General features: G+C 69.8%; 12 protein-coding genes and 5 tRNA genes. 7 read left to right on the top strand and 10 right to left on the bottom strand.

What is annotated here, in order from left to right; all coding sequences use genetic code 11:
* Window positions 1-142 precede the first annotated feature (142 nt).
* Window positions 143-859: an IclR family transcriptional regulator NdgR gene (gene ndgR, locus B072_RS0116430; protein ID WP_026245909.1), complete on the top strand. Its 717-nt coding sequence runs from the start codon at window positions 143-145 to the stop codon at window positions 857-859.
* Window positions 860-1,031: 172 nt separating this feature from the next.
* On the opposite strand, the gene B072_RS0116425 is transcribed toward ndgR, so the two are convergent.
* The 10 genes from B072_RS0116425 to B072_RS0116380 form a co-directional block, all read right to left on the bottom strand.
* Window positions 1,032-1,104, bottom strand: a tRNA-Glu gene (locus tag B072_RS0116425).
* Window positions 1,105-1,144: 40 nt separating this feature from the next.
* A tRNA-Gln gene (locus tag B072_RS0116420) sits at window positions 1,145-1,216 on the bottom strand.
* Window positions 1,217-1,249: 33 nt separating this feature from the next.
* Window positions 1,250-1,322 (bottom strand) — tRNA-Glu (locus tag B072_RS0116415).
* Between the two features lie 62 nt (window positions 1,323-1,384).
* Window positions 1,385-1,457: transfer RNA gene (locus tag B072_RS0116410), tRNA-Glu, on the bottom strand.
* Between the two features lie 42 nt (window positions 1,458-1,499).
* A tRNA-Gln gene (locus tag B072_RS0116405) sits at window positions 1,500-1,571 on the bottom strand.
* An 88-nt stretch (window positions 1,572-1,659) separates the two neighbouring features.
* Entirely contained in the window at window positions 1,660-2,397 is a 738-nt protein-coding gene (locus B072_RS0116400; protein WP_018531048.1) for an HAD family hydrolase, read from the bottom strand.
* Between the two features lie 18 nt (window positions 2,398-2,415).
* Window positions 2,416-3,084, bottom strand: a complete 669-nt coding sequence (locus tag B072_RS0116395) for a DUF4241 domain-containing protein (RefSeq protein ID WP_018531047.1) — start codon at window positions 3,082-3,084, stop codon at window positions 2,416-2,418.
* A 140-nt stretch (window positions 3,085-3,224) separates the two neighbouring features.
* Window positions 3,225-4,709 (bottom strand): glutamate--tRNA ligase, encoded by a 1,485-nt coding sequence (gene gltX / locus B072_RS0116390; protein WP_078506452.1) that lies wholly within the window; start codon window positions 4,707-4,709, stop codon window positions 3,225-3,227.
* Entirely contained in the window at window positions 4,702-5,487 is a 786-nt protein-coding gene (locus tag B072_RS0116385; RefSeq protein ID WP_018531045.1) for a fumarylacetoacetate hydrolase family protein, read from the bottom strand. The genes gltX and B072_RS0116385 overlap by 8 nt, the downstream gene beginning before the upstream one ends.
* Window positions 5,488-5,626: 139 nt before the next feature.
* On the bottom strand, window positions 5,627-5,815 hold the full coding sequence (locus tag B072_RS0116380) for a hypothetical protein (protein WP_018531044.1): 189 nt from the start codon (window positions 5,813-5,815) through the stop codon (window positions 5,627-5,629).
* Window positions 5,816-6,459: 644 nt separating this feature from the next.
* Between B072_RS0116380 and B072_RS0116375 the strand changes: the two genes are divergently transcribed.
* The 6 genes from B072_RS0116375 to B072_RS0116350 all read left to right on the top strand — a co-directional run bounded on the left by B072_RS0116375 (window position 6,460) and on the right by B072_RS0116350 (window position 15,947).
* Window positions 6,460-10,317: a nitrate- and nitrite sensing domain-containing protein gene (locus B072_RS0116375; RefSeq protein ID WP_018531043.1), complete on the top strand. Its 3,858-nt coding sequence runs from the start codon at window positions 6,460-6,462 to the stop codon at window positions 10,315-10,317.
* A gap of 9 nt (window positions 10,318-10,326) precedes the next feature.
* Window positions 10,327-10,740, top strand: coding sequence for a roadblock/LC7 domain-containing protein (locus B072_RS0116370; protein WP_003951074.1), 414 nt, complete (start codon window positions 10,327-10,329; stop codon window positions 10,738-10,740).
* A 192-nt stretch (window positions 10,741-10,932) separates the two neighbouring features.
* Complete coding sequence (locus tag B072_RS0116365) at window positions 10,933-11,343, top strand: DUF742 domain-containing protein (protein WP_018531042.1); 411 nt, start codon at window positions 10,933-10,935, stop codon at window positions 11,341-11,343.
* On the top strand, window positions 11,324-11,914 hold the full coding sequence (locus B072_RS0116360) for a GTP-binding protein (RefSeq protein WP_018531041.1): 591 nt from the start codon (window positions 11,324-11,326) through the stop codon (window positions 11,912-11,914). The genes B072_RS0116365 and B072_RS0116360 overlap by 20 nt, the downstream gene beginning before the upstream one ends.
* A gap of 495 nt (window positions 11,915-12,409) precedes the next feature.
* Window positions 12,410-15,523, top strand: a complete 3,114-nt coding sequence (locus B072_RS0116355) for a nitrate- and nitrite sensing domain-containing protein (protein WP_018531040.1) — start codon at window positions 12,410-12,412, stop codon at window positions 15,521-15,523.
* A 10-nt stretch (window positions 15,524-15,533) separates the two neighbouring features.
* Entirely contained in the window at window positions 15,534-15,947 is a 414-nt protein-coding gene (locus B072_RS0116350) for a roadblock/LC7 domain-containing protein (protein ID WP_026057603.1), read from the top strand.
* The last annotated feature ends 12 nt before the right edge of the window (window positions 15,948-15,959 follow it).

Genomic DNA, 15,959 nt, shown 5'->3' with positions numbered 1-15,959 from the left:
GGATCGCCGTCATCCGTACCCCTCGTACCGGACGTCGACGGCCGGGCCCGTTTTGGTCCACGGGCCGGTGTGACATCCAGAGTGGCAAGTTCCACGGGAAATTGAACTTGCGTTTCACAGAGTGAGACGGGAGTATCGACGCATGGACAACAGTAGCGGCGTCGGCGTTCTGGACAAGGCAGCCCTTGTCCTGAGCGCCCTGGAGTCCGGACCCGCGACCCTAGCTGGCCTTGTCGCGGCCACCGGATTGGCAAGACCCACAGCTCACCGCCTCGCGGTGGCGCTCGAGCACCACCGCATGGTGGCCCGTGACATGCAGGGCCGTTTCATTCTCGGCCCGCGCCTCGCGGAACTCTCCGCGGCGGCCGGCGAGGACCGCCTCCTCGCGACCGCGGGGCCGGTGCTGACGCACCTGCGGGACGTGACGGGAGAGAGTGCCCAGCTCTACCGCCGCCAGGGCGACATGCGCATCTGCGTCGCCGCGGCCGAGCGGCTCTCCGGCCTGCGGGACACGGTTCCGGTCGGCTCCACGCTCACGATGAAGGCGGGCTCGTCCGCGCAGATCCTGATGGCGTGGGAGGAGCCGGAGCGCCTGCACCGGGGACTGCAGGGCGCCCGCTTCACCGCGACCGCGCTCTCGGGCGTACGACGCCGCGGCTGGGCCCAGTCGATCGGTGAGCGCGAGCCGGGCGTCGCGTCCGTCTCGGCGCCCGTGCGCGGCCCCTCGAACCGCGTGGTGGCCGCCGTCTCGGTCTCGGGTCCGATCGAGCGTCTGACCCGCCACCCGGGCCGGATGCACGCCCAGGCCGTCATCGACGCCGCGGGCCGCCTCTCCGAGGCGCTGCGCCGCACCGGCTGATCCGCCTGCTTCAACTCGCTTTGCTCTCCTGCCACTTCCCGGCCGGTCGCTCCAACGCCGCAGCGACCGGCCGGACTTGTGTCCGGGGCCGCTCGACCCCCGTACGGACCAAGGGAGTTGATACGTACGCGAAGAGGCCCTTCCCGCACTCGGGAAGGGCCTCTTCGTTCTGTACCCCCGACCGGATTCGAACCGGCGCTACCGCCTTGAGAGGGCGGCGTGCTAGGCCGCTACACAACGGGGGCCTTGCGGATCAGATCCGCGGTTGCAGATGAGCTCTGCGAGCTGGCCTACCAGGACTCGAACCTAGAATGACGGTACCAGAAACCGTAGTGTTGCCAATTACACCATAGGCCATGGTGGTTTAGACCAATATGTGGTTTAGACCAGTACCCCCGACCGGATTCGAACCGGCGCTACCGCCTTGAGAGGGCGGCGTGCTAGGCCGCTACACAACGGGGGCCCTAGCGATCCTGCATCAAGGTCGGCGGGAGCTACCCGTACCGTCCTCGCGGGAAGGATCTGTACCCCCGACCGGATTCGAACCGGCGCTACTGCCTTGAGAGGGCAGCGTGCTAGGCCGCTACACAACGGGGGCTTTGTGGACCTGGGATCCACGGTTGCAGATGAGCTCTGCGAGCTGGCCTACCAGGACTCGAACCTAGACTAACGGAACCAGAAACCGTCGTGCTGCCAATTACACCATAGGCCACCGGGACGCAATCCCCGGGGGGACTTTGTTCGGCTTGCGCTTCCGGGTTTCGGGCTTTCGGCCCGCTCCCCTCGGCGCAGGAAGAACATTACCCGAAGGTGTCCGGCGCTCCAAAACGGGTATCGCCGACCAGCAGCGAGGGCAGCTGGTCAAGGCCTGTGATGCGGGTGAGTTCGGGTCTGCCGCCCAGCTCGGCGCGGTCCAGCCAGATGCCGGTGAGGCCCGCCTCGACCGCGCCCCGCGCGTCGGTGTCCGGCTGGTCGCCGACGTAAGCGACCTCGTGCGGCGCGAGGGCCAGTTGCTCGCAGACGGCGTGGAAGGCGGCGGCTTCCGGCTTGGCGACGCCGAGTTCGGCCGCGCAGACGACGGTCTCGAAGCGGTCGCGCACGCCGAGGACGCGCAGCTTGCGGTCCTGGTTGTGCAGGGAGGAGTTGGAGAGCACCGCGTGCCGGTGGGTGCCGGCGAGGGCGTCCAGGGTGGGCACGGTGTCCGGGAAGAGGGCCCAGGCCGCCTCGTAGTGGGCCAGGTAGCGGGCGAACCAGTCGTCGGCTTCCTCGTCGGCCAGCGCGCTCCCCACGAAGGCGCGCACCCGGTCCCTGCGCTGCGCCTCCCAGTCCGTCTCCCCCGCCTCGAAGCGGGCCCAGTGCTCGCGGGTCAGGGCCCTCCACCGGGTCAGGGCCCGCTCGGCACTCCCGTAGGTGTCGAGCAGGCCCTCGGCGGTGAGGTGGGCGCGCATGCCGGTGGTGTCGGCGGTGGCGTAGTCGAAGATCGTGTCGTCCACGTCCCAGACGACGGCGCGGATCGGCGCGGGCGAAGGCAGCGGCATGGGACGAACGTACGTCGATCAGTCGTCGTAGTGGTCCTCGATCACGAAGAAGTCCGTGACGAAGCAGGCCACCTCGCCGGTCGCGGTGCGGCCGATCCAGGTGGGGTACGCGCCGTCGCCCCAGCCGGAGCCGAAGGCGGCCACCGTGTGGCCGGTGGACGGGGACGTGACCAGATAGGGGCCGGGGGCGTGGTCGTGCTCCTCGAAGGCGTCCCAGAGCGGGCCCTCGTCGGCCTCGCACTCGGGGAAGGAGTCGTCGGACTCGGCGTCGTAGAAGCAGCCGGTGCCGGCGTCGACGCCGTAGCCGAAGTACTCGTCGTCCCCGAGTTCCGTCGCGTCCTGGCCGGGCTGGAGAGCGTGTTCCCAGGTCGTGGCGGGCTCGTCGCGTATGACGAGGCGGGCGGCCGCGACCCGCTCGTGCGGGGTGTCGGACGGGGGCTCTTCGGTGCTCGTCAGGGTCGCGACCGCCGCCTCGACGCGGTAGCGGCCGGGCTCGACGGTGACCGTGAAGGGCTCGCACTCGCCGAAGCCCAGGGTGAGGAACGGGTCGCAGGCGACGACGCGGCCCGAGGGCAGCCACAGGTCCCCTGCGGGGCGGACGTCGATCGTGCCGACCGCGCCCGTCTCCAGCGTGAACGTGTGGCCGGGGGTGAAATAGCGCACGTAGTCGCGTGCGGGCATCGGCATGGCAGTGCCTCTTCGGGTCGGTTTTCCGGGTGAACTGCCATGGGTGGCAGAGGACTTCGGCACCGTAACGCGAGGCGCCGACAACGCCCGAGGGGCGGCACCCGCAGCTGCCGGGTACCGCCCCTCGGGCGCAGGACCGCTTACGCGGTGAGCTTCGCCAGCGCCGCGTCGACGCGGGCCAGCGTCTCCTCCTTGCCCAGGATCTCCAGGGACTCGAAGAGCGGGAGGCCGACGGTGCGGCCGGTGACCGCGACACGGACCGGGGCCTGGGCCTTGCCGAGCTTGAGGCCGTGGGCCTCGCCGGCGGCCAGGACGGCCTCCTTGAGGGACTCGGGGGACGCCCAGTCCGCCGACTCCAGCTTCTCGCGGGCCGTGCGCAGGAGGGCGTCGGAGCCCTCCTTCATGGCCTTCGTCCAGCTGGCCTCGTCCTCGACCGGCTTCGCGAGGAAGAGGAAGTCGACGTTGTCCGTGATCTCGGACAGGACCTTCAGGCGGGTCTGGGCGTGCGGGGCGATCGCCGCCCACTTCGCCTCGTCGAAGTCCTCCGGGGCCCACGGCGCGAAGGGCGCCTTCAGCCACGGCTCGCAGCGGGCCGCGAACTCCTTCGGGTCGAGCAGGCGGATGTGGTCGCCGTTGATCGACTCGCACTTCTTGAGGTCGAAGCGGGCCGGGTTCGGCTGGACGTCCTTGACGTCGAAGGCCGCCACCATCTCGTCGATCGAGAAGATGTCCCGGTCGGCGGAGAGCGACCAGCCGAGGAGCGAGAGGTAGTTGAGCAGGCCCTCGGGGAGGAAGCCGCGCTCGCGGTAGAGGTTGAGGCTGCTCTGCGGGTCGCGCTTCGACAGCTTCTTGTTGCCCTCGCCCATGACGTACGGGAGGTGGCCGAAGAGCGGGGTGAACTTGGCCAGGCCCAGCTCCTGCAGCGCCTCGTACAGGGCGATCTGCCGCGGGGTGGAGGAGAGCAGGTCCTCGCCGCGCAGGACGTGGGTGATCTCCATCAGCGCGTCGTCGACCGGGTTGACGAGCGTGTACAGCGGGGCGCCGTTCGCGCGGACGATGCCGTAGTCCGGGACGTTCTCCGGCTCGTACGAGATGTCGCCGCGGACCAGGTCCGTGAACGTGATCGTCTTGTCGGGCATGCGGAAGCGGACGATCGGCTTGCGGCCCTCGGCCTCGTAGGCCGCCTTCTGCTCGGACGTCAGGTCGCGGCAGTGGCCGTCGTAGCCGGACGGCTTGCCGGCGGCGCGGGCGGCGTCGCGGCGCGCGTCCAGCTCCTCGGTGGAGCAGTAGCAGGGGTAGGCCTTGCCGGCGGCGAGGAGCTTGTCCGCGACGTCCTTGTAGATGTCCATGCGCTGGGACTGGCGGTACGGGGCGTGCGGGCCGCCGACCTCGGGGCCCTCGTCCCAGTCGAAGCCGAGCCAGCGCATCGAGTCGAGGAGCTGCTCGTACGACTCCTCGCTGTCGCGGGCCGCGTCGGTGTCCTCGATGCGGAAGACCAGCGTGCCCTGGTTGTGGCGCGCGAAGGCCCAGTTGAACAGGGCGGTGCGGACCAGGCCCACGTGCGGGTTACCGGTGGGCGAGGGACAGAAACGGACACGGACGGGAGACGCTGCTGCGCTAGCCACGCTTGACAACCTTGTTGGTGAGAGTGCCGATGCCTTCGATGGTGACGGCGACCTCGTCGCCGACGTTCAGCGGGCCGACCCCTTCCGGGGTCCCCGTGAGGATGACGTCGCCGGGGAGCAGCGTCATGGCCTCGGAGATGTTGACGATCAGGTCCTCGATGGACGTGATCATGTCCGACGTACGGCCGAGCTGGCGCTGTGCGCCGTTGACCGTGCACTGGATCGTGAGGTCGGATGCCCGGTCGAGGGAGAGGTCCGTCTCGACCCAGGGGCCCAGGGGGCAGGAGGTGTCGAAGCCCTTGGCGCGGGCCCACTGCTTCTCGCGCTTCTGGACGTCGCGGGCCGTCACGTCGTTCGCGGCGGTGTAGCCGAAGATGACGTCCTTGACGCGCTCGCGCGGGACCTCGCGGCACATGCGGCCGATGACCACGGCGAGCTCGGCCTCGTGGTGCAGCTCCTGCGAGAAGCTCGGGTACTGGATCTCGTCGCCGGAGCCGATGACCGAGGTCGACGGCTTGAAGAAGGCGAAGGGGGCGTCCGGGACCTCGTTGCCCAGTTCCTTCGCGTGCTCCGCGTAATTGCGGCCGAAGGCGATCACCTTGTTGGGGAGCACCGGGGGCAGCAGCCGGACCTTGTTGAGCGGGACCTTCGTGCCGGAGAGTTCGAAGTCCGCGAACGGGATGCCCTTGATGATGTCGAGGACGAGCTCGTCAGGCTTGTCGCCCTCGACCGCGCCGAAGGCGACGTTCCCGTCGATGGAGAATCTGGCGATGCGCACGGCTTGGCTGCGCCCCTTTGTTTCTTGCGGTGGGCCCGGGTGATGGGGTCGGTCCCGACCAGGCTAACGCGGTACGCAGGGGCGTGTTCGTCGCGCGGCGTGGCGCCGACGCCGGGAGCCGGGCGCGGCCTCGCGCTCCTTAAGCGACGACCGCCGTCTCCGGGGCGACCATCAGGATCGTGCGCTTCGGGTTGGCCGTGTTCGTGGGGAGCGTGGCCGAGTGCTCCGGGACGGCCGGGGCGGCCTGGATGTCGTCGGCGTCCTTGAGGTGCGCCAGCGTCGTGCGCCGCGGGTTGGCGAGATTGAGGGAGATCATCGTCGTCTTCATGACTGTGCGGGAAACCTTCTCGGTGGGCGATACGACATCGCGTGCTGCCAGGGCTCTGCTCAGCCACGGCACTGTCGCACGCGTCGGGAGGCTCTTCACGATACGTCGCCGTCGGCAAGCGACCGGCAAGTCGCTTCGCGACGCTAAACATCTGATTCCCGCCGAAAGCTGTGAAGTTGCGATCCCGGGTGTGTGAGTTTGCTCACGAGATGCCGCGCAAAACGGGCACATCGGGCCGTCAACTCCCGTCAAGGAAACGGACATTGCGTACCTGAAGGCACCATTCCGCTCCCGATCATGGCGACTGGGACACCCCCCTGCCGTACGTGAAAGTTCGCGAATGCCCGGTTTTCTGTAGATCATCTTCTACGCCATGTGACTCTCCCTGCGCATGCCGTCACGATGAGTGCGCCCCTTCTCTCGGGCCTTGTTGGAGATCCGGCACTGTGCTGGAATTCCCGGGACCGTCGCGGGATCGAACCGGCGCACTGGGGCGCGCAGCAGCGCCGAGCAGCGGCGGGAAGGGGAGCCAGCGCCGGTCACTCACGACCACAGGGGGGCGTTCAGGTCGCCCCTCGAACTACGCCGACACCGCCTTGTCCGCGCACGCGGGTGGGGCGCCTGGTCCAGAGGTTGCGACGCTAGTGCAGGGACGTAAGAACAGGGATGGCAGCGCTGCGGCGGAGCCGGAGCCGCGCGGCGGGACCGGTCCGATAGCCGGCGGTTCTCAGCCCCCGCACGCCCAGAACCCGGGACGCACCGCGTCCGTCGACGTCGGTGAGCGCGAGGGGCGCTCCACGACGTCCAACGGGACGGCCGCGCCCGCGCAGCCCCAGCAGGCCAAGCCCAAGGTGCCGACCGGGCCCGGTTCTCGCGTCGCGCTGCGCAACTGGCGCATCTCGACCCGACTGGTGTCGCTGCTCGCGCTGCCCGTGGTCGCGGCCACCTCGCTCGGCGCGCTGCGTATCGCCGAGTCCCTGAACGACATCGATCAGCTCGACAACATGAAGTTGTTGACCGAGATGACGAAGCAGGCCACCGACCTGGCCTCGGCGCTGCAGACCGAGCGCGACCAGTCGGCGGGCCCGCTGGCCAACGACCCCAAGGCCGCCGAGACCAACTACGACGTGAAGCAGGCGCGCAAGGAGACCGACCGCGCCAGGACCGCGTTCCTCGACGGGACGTACGCCGTCGACGAGGGCGACCAGTCGAGCCTCACGGGCGTGCACAACCACGCCGTGCAGATCGCCAGGCAGCTCAACGCCATCAAGAGCATCCGCGACAAGGCGTACACCCAGGGCACACCGACGTCGCAGACCGTCGAGGCGTACAGCCGCATCATCGAGAACCTGCTCTCGCTCTCCACCGACATGGCGCAGGCGACCAGCAGCCCGGAGATGATCGACCGCACGCGTTCGCTGGCCGCGTTCTCCAACGCCAAGGAGTACGCCTCCCAGCAGCGCGCCATCATCGCGGCCGCCCTGCCGGAGAACCGGAAGACGTTCGGCACCCTCTCGGACACCGACCGGCTGTACGGCCAGGCCGCGCTCGACGACCAGGACAACGCGCTCGACTCGTTCCAGAACGTGTACGGCGAGGTCGCCTCGGAGGAGCTCCTCAAGCCGCTCAACGACAACAACGCCACCATCAAGGCGGCGGACCGTTACGCGGACCGCGTCTTCGAGCGGTCCGACGGCATCAAGACCCAGGACAAGCGCTCGTACAAGGACTGGTACGACGCGGACACCACGCGCATCCAGCAGATGACCAGCATCGAGCTGACGCTGCTCAACGAGATGGAGCAGCAGGCCCGCGAGCTGCGCAGCGCCTCCGAGCGGCAGGCCATCATCAACGGTGCGCTGATCCTGCTCGTGCTCGGCGTCTCGCTCGTCGGCGCGTTCGTCGTGGCCCGGTCCATGATCCGGTCGCTGCGCCGGCTGCAGGACACGGCGACCAGGGTCGCCCAGGAGCGGCTGCCCGAGCTGGTCAAGGAGCTGTCCGAGTCCGACCCGCAGGACGTCGACACCTCGGTGGAGTCCGTGGGTGTGCACTCCCGGGACGAGATCGGCCAGGTGGCCGCGGCCTTCGACGACGTGCACCGCGAGGCCGTGCGTCTCGCCGCCGAGCAGGCCCTCCTGCGAGGCAACGTCAACGCGATGTTCACCAACCTGTCGCGGCGTTCCCAGGGTCTTATCCAGCGCCAGCTCTCCCTCATCTCCGAGCTGGAGTCGCGCGAGGCCGACCCCGATCAGCTGTCGTCGCTCTTCAAGCTCGACCACCTCGCGACCCGCATGCGTCGTAACGGTGAGAACCTGCTCGTCCTCGCCGGTGAAGAGCCCGGTCGTCGGTGGACCCGGCCCGTTCCGCTCGTCGACGTGCTGCGTGCCGCCGCGTCCGAGGTGGAGCAGTACGAGCGCATCGAGCTCGCCTCCGTGCCGGCCACGGATGTCGCGGGCCGCGTCGTCAACGACCTCGTGCACCTGCTCGCCGAGCTCCTCGAGAACGCGACGTCGTTCTCGTCGCCGCAGACCAAGGTCAAGGTCACCGGTCACGCGCTGCCCGACGGGCGCGTGCTGATCGAGATCCACGACACCGGTATCGGCCTGTCGCCCGAGGACCTCGCGGCGATCAACGAGCGGCTCGCCGCGCCGCCCACCGTGGACGTGTCCGTGTCGCGGCGCATGGGTCTGTTCGTGGTCGGTCGTCTGTCGCAGCGGCACGGCATCCGCATCCAGCTGCGCCCGTCCGACTCCGGCGGTACGACCGCGCTCGTCATGCTCCCGGTGGACGTCGCCCAGGGCGGCAAGAAGCTTCCCGGCAAGTCCGGTCCCGGTGGCTCCGGTGGTCCCGCCGCCGCGCAGGCCGCGGCCGGTGCCGCCGCCGCGCGCCGCGGTGTCGGTCCGGGTGCCGGTGGTCCCGCCGGTTCCGGTGGTGGCACCGCGGGCCGGCTCGGCGCCGGGCCCGGTGCGGCGCGGCCGCAGGTCGGCGCCGGCAACGGTGGTCCGCGTGCGGCGCTGCCCGCGCGGGACTCCGGGCCCCAGCAGGGCGGCCCCCAGGCGGGTGGCCCGCAGAACCCGCCGGTGCAGCAGCGCCCGCAGGCTCCGCAGCCCGCCCGTGCTCAGCAGAACGACCCGCAGTCGACCGGCGCCTTCAACGCGCAGGGCCCGGTCCCGCCGCAGCAGCGCACCCACAGCGCCCCCGGTGACCAGCGGCAGAACCAGGGCGGACGTCCGGTGCTGCCCCCGCGCGGCGGTCCGCGCGCCGAGCTGCCGGGTGGCAACCCGGCGCCCCGCGTGCCGAGCTGGAGCGACGAGAACGCGCAGCCGAACCTGGACGCGCCGCGCGGGCACGAGGAGACCGACTCCGTCGAGTCCACGACGCAGTTCCCGCCGATCCGGGACGAGCGCCAGGGCCAGGGCCAGGGGCAGGGGCAGTTCCAGAACCCGGGTTCCACTGCCGAGTTCCCCCGTCCCGACTTCGACGCGCCGCGCCCGGCGCCCCGGCAGCCGCAGGGCCAGGGGCAGTTCCCCAACCAGGGCACCGGCCAGTTCGTCCGCCAGGACGTCTTCGGCGGCATACCCGACAACGGTGGCGCCCCGAACGCCAACGGCTCCTCGTTCAACGGCGGCGGCCAGGACTTCGGCTCCTTCCGTGACAACGGCATGGCGGGCCGCCCGGACCAGGGCGGGTCGACGGGCCAGTACGAGCGTCCGCAGGACCCCGCGACCTCGACCGGCCAGTTCGAGCGCCCGGCCGCCCCGCGGCAGCGCGGCGACATCGGTGGACAGGACTTCGGCGGGCAGGACTTCGGCGGCCAGGGCCAGAACGGTCAGGGCCAAAACGGTCAGAACCAGAACGGTCAGAACCAGTACGGTCAGAACCAGTACGGCCAGGGTCAGAACGGTCAGGGCATCCCGGCCCAGCCCGCGCCGCAGGGGTACCTGCCGCCGGCCGACCGGCCGGGCGACGGTCGCACTCCGCTGTACGACACGCTGGAGACGAACTGGTTCCACGGCCAGCAGCAGGGCCAGGGCCAGCCGGCTCCGGGCCAGGGCCAGCAGAGCCAGCAGGAACAGCAGGCCCCGGGCCGGCAGCTCCCGCAGCGCGGCGCCCCGCAGCAGCCCGTGCCGCCCGCCGCGCCGCAGCGCCGGGCGCGTGCCCAGGAAGCCGCTCCGGCGATGCCCAACGCGAGCCATGACCCGGCCAATTGGCGGCAGTCCCCGAACGACGAGCTGATGCGTCAGGCCGAGCGGGTGCGCAAGCCCGCCGCGGGCGGCGTCACCGTCTCGGGTCTGCCGCGCCGCGTGCCGCGGGCGAACCTCGTCGCGGGCACCGCCCAGGAACAGCAGCAGCACCAGGCAGGTCCTGCGGTGTCGCGCGCGCCCGACGACGTGCGCGGACGGCTGACCAATCTCCGTAGGGGCATTCAGCAGGGCCGTCAGGCCGGCGGCAGCGGCCAGACCGGCAGCTACCCGAGCCCCACTCACCAGCAGGAGCGTTAGTTGAGCCAGATGAGCCAGGCGGCACAGAACCTGAACTGGTTGATCACCAACTTCGTGGACAACACACCCGGTGTCTCGCACACGGTCGTGGTGTCCGCGGACGGCCTGCTGCTCGCGATGTCGGAAGGGTTCCCGCGCGATCGCGCGGACCAACTGGCGGCCGTGGCCTCGGGATTGACCTCATTGACGGCCGGAGCCTCGAGAATCTTCGAGGGCGGGCCGGTGAATCAGACGGTCGTGGAGATGGAGCGCGGCTTTCTCTTCATCATGTCCGTCTCGGACGGCTCTTCGCTCGCCGTGCTCGCGCACCCCGAGTGCGACATCGGCCTCGTCGGGTACGAGATGGCGCTCCTCGTCGATCGCGCGGGCGCCGTGCTCACCCCGGATCTCCGTGCCGAGCTGCAGGGCAGCCTGCTGCACTGACCGGCCCAGGGCGTGTGACGGCCGGTAACCCCGGCCGCCCACACAGTCTTACGCACCAACAGCCCCGCAGACCACAGCAGTTACGCAATCCCCTTCCGATCAGCTCCCGATCACCGTATGGCCGTCACAACTCCCCCACCGGCCCACCCTCAGACGGCAGGCCCCGACCACGCCGTCCCGCCCGGAGGATCCATGACCCCGCCCACCGCTCCTCACGATCCGTACGGCAGTGCCGCGCACGCCGACTACGGCCATGAGGGCGACCAGCCGCTGGTCCGTCCCTATGCGATGACCGGTGGCCGGACCCGGCCGCGCTACCAGCTCGCCATCGAGGCGCTCGTCTCCACGACCGCCGACCCGGCGTCCCTGGTGACGCTGCTCCCCGAGCACCAGCGCATCTGCCATCTGTGCCGCGAGGTCAAGTCGGTGGCCGAGGTCTCGGCCCTCCTTTCGATGCCGCTGGGTGTGGCCCGGATCCTCGTCGCGGACCTGGCGGAGGCCGGACTGGTTGCCATTCACCAGCCGGGCGGCGACGAGGCCAACGGCGGTGCGCCGGACGTGACTCTGCTCGAAAGGGTGCTCAGTGGACTTCGGAAGCTCTGACGGCGCGCTGGGCGCCACCCCCCGCGCCACCACCTCGGCGAAGATCGTGGTGGCGGGCGGCTTCGGCGTCGGCAAGACGACCTTCGTGGGCTCGGTCTCCGAGATCAACCCGCTCCGTACCGAGGCCGTGATGACCTCGGCGAGCGCCGGGATCGACGACCTGACCCACACCGGGGACAAGACGACCACCACGGTCGCCATGGACTTCGGCCGCATCACGCTCGACCAGGACCTGATCCTCTACCTGTTCGGCACGCCCGGCCAGGACCGGTTCTGGTTCATGTGGGACGACCTGGTGCGCGGCGCGATCGGCGCNGTNGTCCTGGTCGACACCCGCCGCCTCGCCGACTGCTTCCCCGCGGTCGACTACTTCGAGAACTCCGGGCTCCCCTTCGTCATCGCCCTCAACGGCTTCGACGGGCACCAGCCCTACACGCCCGACGAGGTGCGCGAGGCGCTGCAGATCGGTCCCGACGCCCCGATCATCACGACGGACGCCCGGCACCGTGCGGATGCAAAGAGTGCGCTGATCACGCTGGTGGAGCACGCACTGATGGCGCGCCTGAAGTAGACAGAACCAGTCGGAAGTCGGCCATCAAGTGGCCGGATCCGTACGGTAGTTGTCGTAGGCCTGTCAGCGACCCCTGTGGCCTTTGACACGCGGGGCCCCGGTGTTCATAACGTTTCGACAGAGAATTCCGGGGGCTCCGCCACAGGTCGCGCACACCCGGTTCCACTGCGCTCACAAGAGCCCCGCCTTTTGGCGGGGCTCGCTCTTTATGACCGTTTTATCTAGGGCATACATCACGTGGAGCTTCCGGTTCCGACTGTTTGGAAGTGCACCTCCTGACGTGCTGGAATGCGCTGAACTGCCCAGTAAGAACGGGCCTGGAGACATACCGCGGCACAACGTAGGTGCCGACGCCGAGAGGTTGTTGGTCGAGTGAGGCGAAGCACGAACAGTCCCGAGCCCGCGTCGGCGGCACGGGGCAACTTCACCCCGCCGCCGCGCACTGCGGCACAGGCCGCCCCCGTGGCCGAGACGCCGGCGCCGGCCGGTGGGCGGATGTCGCCGCGCAACTGGCGCGTGCCCACCAAGCTGAACGCGATCCTGCTCATACCGGTACTCGTCGCCCTGGTCATGGGCGGTTTCCAGGTCAAGGGCTCGATCGACACCCTGAACGAGGCCAAGGACGCGGAGAAGACGGCCAAGATCGTCAAGGCCGCCGCCGCGTACGGCCAGGCGCTGCTCAACGAGCGCGACCTGTCGGCCGAGCCCATCCTCTCGGGCGACCGCGACTCCGCCACCGTCAAGAAGCTCTACGCCGCCACGGACGACGCCAAGGCGAAGTTCGGGGAGGAGATCAAGGGCGCCCCGGACATCGCCGGTCTGCAGCGTCGCCTCGGCCTCATCGAGAAGGCGGAGCCGCAGCTCGCCGCGCTGCGCAAGGTGGCGTACACCCGTGACATGGACCCGGTGAAGACCGAAGAGGGCTACGTCTCGGTCCAGCACTACCTCATGGAGATCTCCAACGAGCTGAACCTCGGCAACAGCAACGTGACCGCGTACGGCCGTACCGTCTACGCGATCCAGCTGGCCAAGGCCGCCGAGTCGCTCAACCGCTCCATCGGTATGCACCTGCTGGTCCGTCCCAGCACCGACGTGACGACGTACAAGAAGCAGATCGTCTCGTTCAGCTCCTACGCGTACCTCGAAGGCATCGCGATGCAGGAGTTCACCTCCGGCGCCGAGCCCGCGGACGTGGCCGACCTGAAGAAGGTCTTCACGAAGAAGGCCCAGGAAGGCGTGCAGGAGTACTCGGCCCTGGTCCAGAAGGAAGCCGCGAAGGGCAACAAGCTCCCGACGAAGCTCCCGACCAAGGACGGCAACGTCTACGACGGCATGGTGGGCGCCATCGCCTCCGGCCAGAACCCGCGGGCGCTCGCCGCGGCCGGCGTGACGCCGACGACGTGGGAGTACGCCACCACGAACAAGTTCGACGGCTACACCGAGGTCGAGAGCGGGCTCATCGACCGCGCCGTGACCGAGGCGTCCGGCATCGCCGACGACGCGCAGCGCGACGCGTACATCACCGCCGCCGCCACCGTCCTCGCCGTCCTCGCCGCGTTCCTCATCGCCGGCCTCATGGCCCGCCAGATGTCCCGCTCGATGCGCCGCCTGCGCTCCGCCGCCTTCGACGTGGCCGAGCAGCGCCTGCCGATGCTGGTCGACCAGCTCTCGCGCACCGAGCCGGGCCGCGTCGACACCCGGGTCCAGCCGATCCCGATCACCACCACGGACGAGATCGGCGAGGTCGCCCGCGCCTTCGACCAGGTCCACCGGGAAGCGGTACGGCTCGCCGCCGAGCAGGCTCTCCTGCGAGGCAACATCAACGCGATCTTCACCAACCTGTCGCGCCGCAACCAGTCCCTGATCGAGGGCCAGCTGACCCTCATCACCGACCTGGAGAACAACGAGGCCGACCCGGACCAGCTGGAGAACCTCTTCCGCCTGGACCACCTCGCGACCCGTATGCGCCGCAACGGTGAGAACCTGCTCGTCCTCGCGGGCGAGGAGCCCGGCCGCCGCTGGGACCAGCCGGTCCCGCTGGTCGACGTGCTGCGCGCCGCCACCTCCGAGGTGGAGCAGTACGAGCGCATCGAGCTGCAGGGCGTGCCGGAGGCCGACATCCACGGCCGCGCGGTCACCGACCTCGTGCACCTGCTCGCCGAGCTCCTGGAGAACGCGACCTCGTTCTCCTCGCCGCAGACCAAGGTCCGCGTCACCGCGACCCGGCTGCCCGACGGCCGCATCATGGTCGAGATCCACGACAAGGGCATCGGCCTCACCGCCGAGGACTTCGCGGACATCAACCACAAGCTGGCCAACCCGCCGACCGTGGACGCCGCGATCTCCCAGCGCATGGGCCTGTTCGTGGTCGGCCGCCTTTCCGACCGGCACGGCATCCGCGTCCAGCTGCGCCCCTCGGGCGAGCAGGCGGGCACGACCTCGCTGGTCATGCTCCCGGACGCGATCACGCACGGCGGTGGCGGCGACCACCAGCAGCAGCACGGCGAGAACGAGTTCACCGTCTCGACGATGATCCCGCAGCAGCCCGCCTTCGAGAAGGCTCCGCTGCGCACGGCGGCCGAGCTCGGCTTCGACGACAGCCGTTACGAAGTCCCGGACGACGCCCGCGAGTTGGACCCGGTCGGCCGCTCCCTCATGCGTGAGGAGCGCCGCGCGGCCCTGGAGGCGCAGGCGCAGGCCCCCGACGGCACCGGCGGCATGGACGACGCCGGCGACCGCCCGCTCTTCCGCGACGAGGTGCCGCCGCAGCAGAACCAGCAGTCGGTGTACGCGGAGCAGTCCGCGTACGACGGGCAGCAGTTCGGCTACGACAATCGCCAGCAGGCCGCGTACGACGACCAGCAGCAGTCGGCCTACGACGACCCGCAGCAGGGTGGCTACGACGACCAGCAGCAGTCCGGATACGGCGGTTTCGCCCCCGCGCAGCCGTCCTACGACAACGGCCCGCACGGCGGCTACGAGGCGGACTACGCCCCGCAGAACGGCTATGCGGAAGCTCCCGCGGAGCCTTTCAGCGCCTTCCAGGAGCCCGCGCGGCAGGCCGATTGGCAGGCCCAGGACGCCTACCAGGGCGATTTCCAGAGCTCTTACGCTCCCGAAGCGGAATCCGTCCAGGGCACTGACGCGGCGGAGCTGGACAGCGTAGGCTTCGACCCGCACACTCCCGCTCCCTCGGCCGGCCCCTCCCCCTCGGTCACGCACGATCTGACCGACGCCGGGTTGCCGCGCCGCGGCTCCAGCGCCCCCCAGCGCGAAGAAACCCCGGCACCGGCCGCGGACGGCGACGACAGTGACACCTGGCGCTCGGCGAACGACGCGAGGTGGGAGCGCGCGGAGGCGCTGAAGCAGCCGAAGGCGGGCGGAGTCACCTCCTCCGGTCTTCCGCGCCGGGTGCCCAAGGCCAACCTGGTCGAGGGCACGGCGGAGTCGACGCCGCAGGGCGGTCCCTCGATCTCCCGCGCTCCCGAGGACGTACGGGGCAGGCTGAGCAATCTGCGCCGTGGGGTCCAGCGGGGACGCAATGAAGGCAGCAGTGATACGAACGGCCAGGGCTTCAGCCCTGACAGCACCTACAACCAGGAGCGTTAGTGTGAGCCCGATGAGCCAGGCGGCACAGAACCTGAACTGGTTGATCACCAACTTCGTGGACAACACCCCCGGGGTGTCCCACACGGTGGTGGTCTCCGCCGACGGACTCCTTCTGGCGATGTCCGAAGGGTTCCCCCGCGACCGCGCCGATCAGTTGGCGGCCGTCGCGTCGGGACTGACCTCGTTGACCGCGGGCGCGTCCCGCATCTTCGAGGGTGGCGCGGTGAACCAGACAGTTGTGGAGATGGAGCGGGGATTCCTCTTCATCATGTCCATTTCCGATGGTTCTTCGCTCGCCGTCCTTGCACACCCGGAGGCGGACATCGGCCTCGTCGGGTACGAAATGGCACTTCTTGTCGACCGCGCGGGCACGGTTCTCACGCCCGACCTGCGCGCGGAGCTTCAGGGAAGCCTTCTCAACTAGCAGACAGGCGGT

Origin of the sequence: Streptomyces sp. HmicA12, from assembly GCF_000373565.1 — a bacterium.
Taxonomy (GTDB): Bacteria; Actinomycetota; Actinomycetes; order Streptomycetales; family Streptomycetaceae; genus Streptomyces.
Note: the sequence above shows the minus strand (reverse complement) of the source record. Positions and strands in the feature narration are given on the sequence as shown.

Bases quoted from the DNA above. Each gene is read 5' to 3' on its own strand.
- ndgR (WP_026245909.1), top strand. From the start codon at position 143: ATGGACAACAGTAGCGGCGTCGGCGTTCTGGACAAGGCAGCCCTTGTC.
- B072_RS0116400 (WP_018531048.1), bottom strand. From the start codon at position 2,397: ATGCCGCTGCCTTCGCCCGCGCCGATCCGCGCCGTCGTCTGGGACGTG.
- B072_RS0116395 (WP_018531047.1), bottom strand. From the start codon at position 3,084: ATGCCGATGCCCGCACGCGACTACGTGCGCTATTTCACCCCCGGCCAC.
- B072_RS0116380 (WP_018531044.1), bottom strand. From the start codon at position 5,815: ATGAAGACGACGATGATCTCCCTCAATCTCGCCAACCCGCGGCGCACG.
- B072_RS0116370 (WP_003951074.1), top strand. From the start codon at position 10,327: ATGAGCCAGGCGGCACAGAACCTGAACTGGTTGATCACCAACTTCGTG.
- B072_RS0116365 (WP_018531042.1), top strand. From the start codon at position 10,933: ATGACCCCGCCCACCGCTCCTCACGATCCGTACGGCAGTGCCGCGCAC.
- B072_RS0116355 (WP_018531040.1), top strand. From the start codon at position 12,410: ATGTCGCCGCGCAACTGGCGCGTGCCCACCAAGCTGAACGCGATCCTG.
- B072_RS0116350 (WP_026057603.1), top strand. From the start codon at position 15,534: ATGAGCCAGGCGGCACAGAACCTGAACTGGTTGATCACCAACTTCGTG.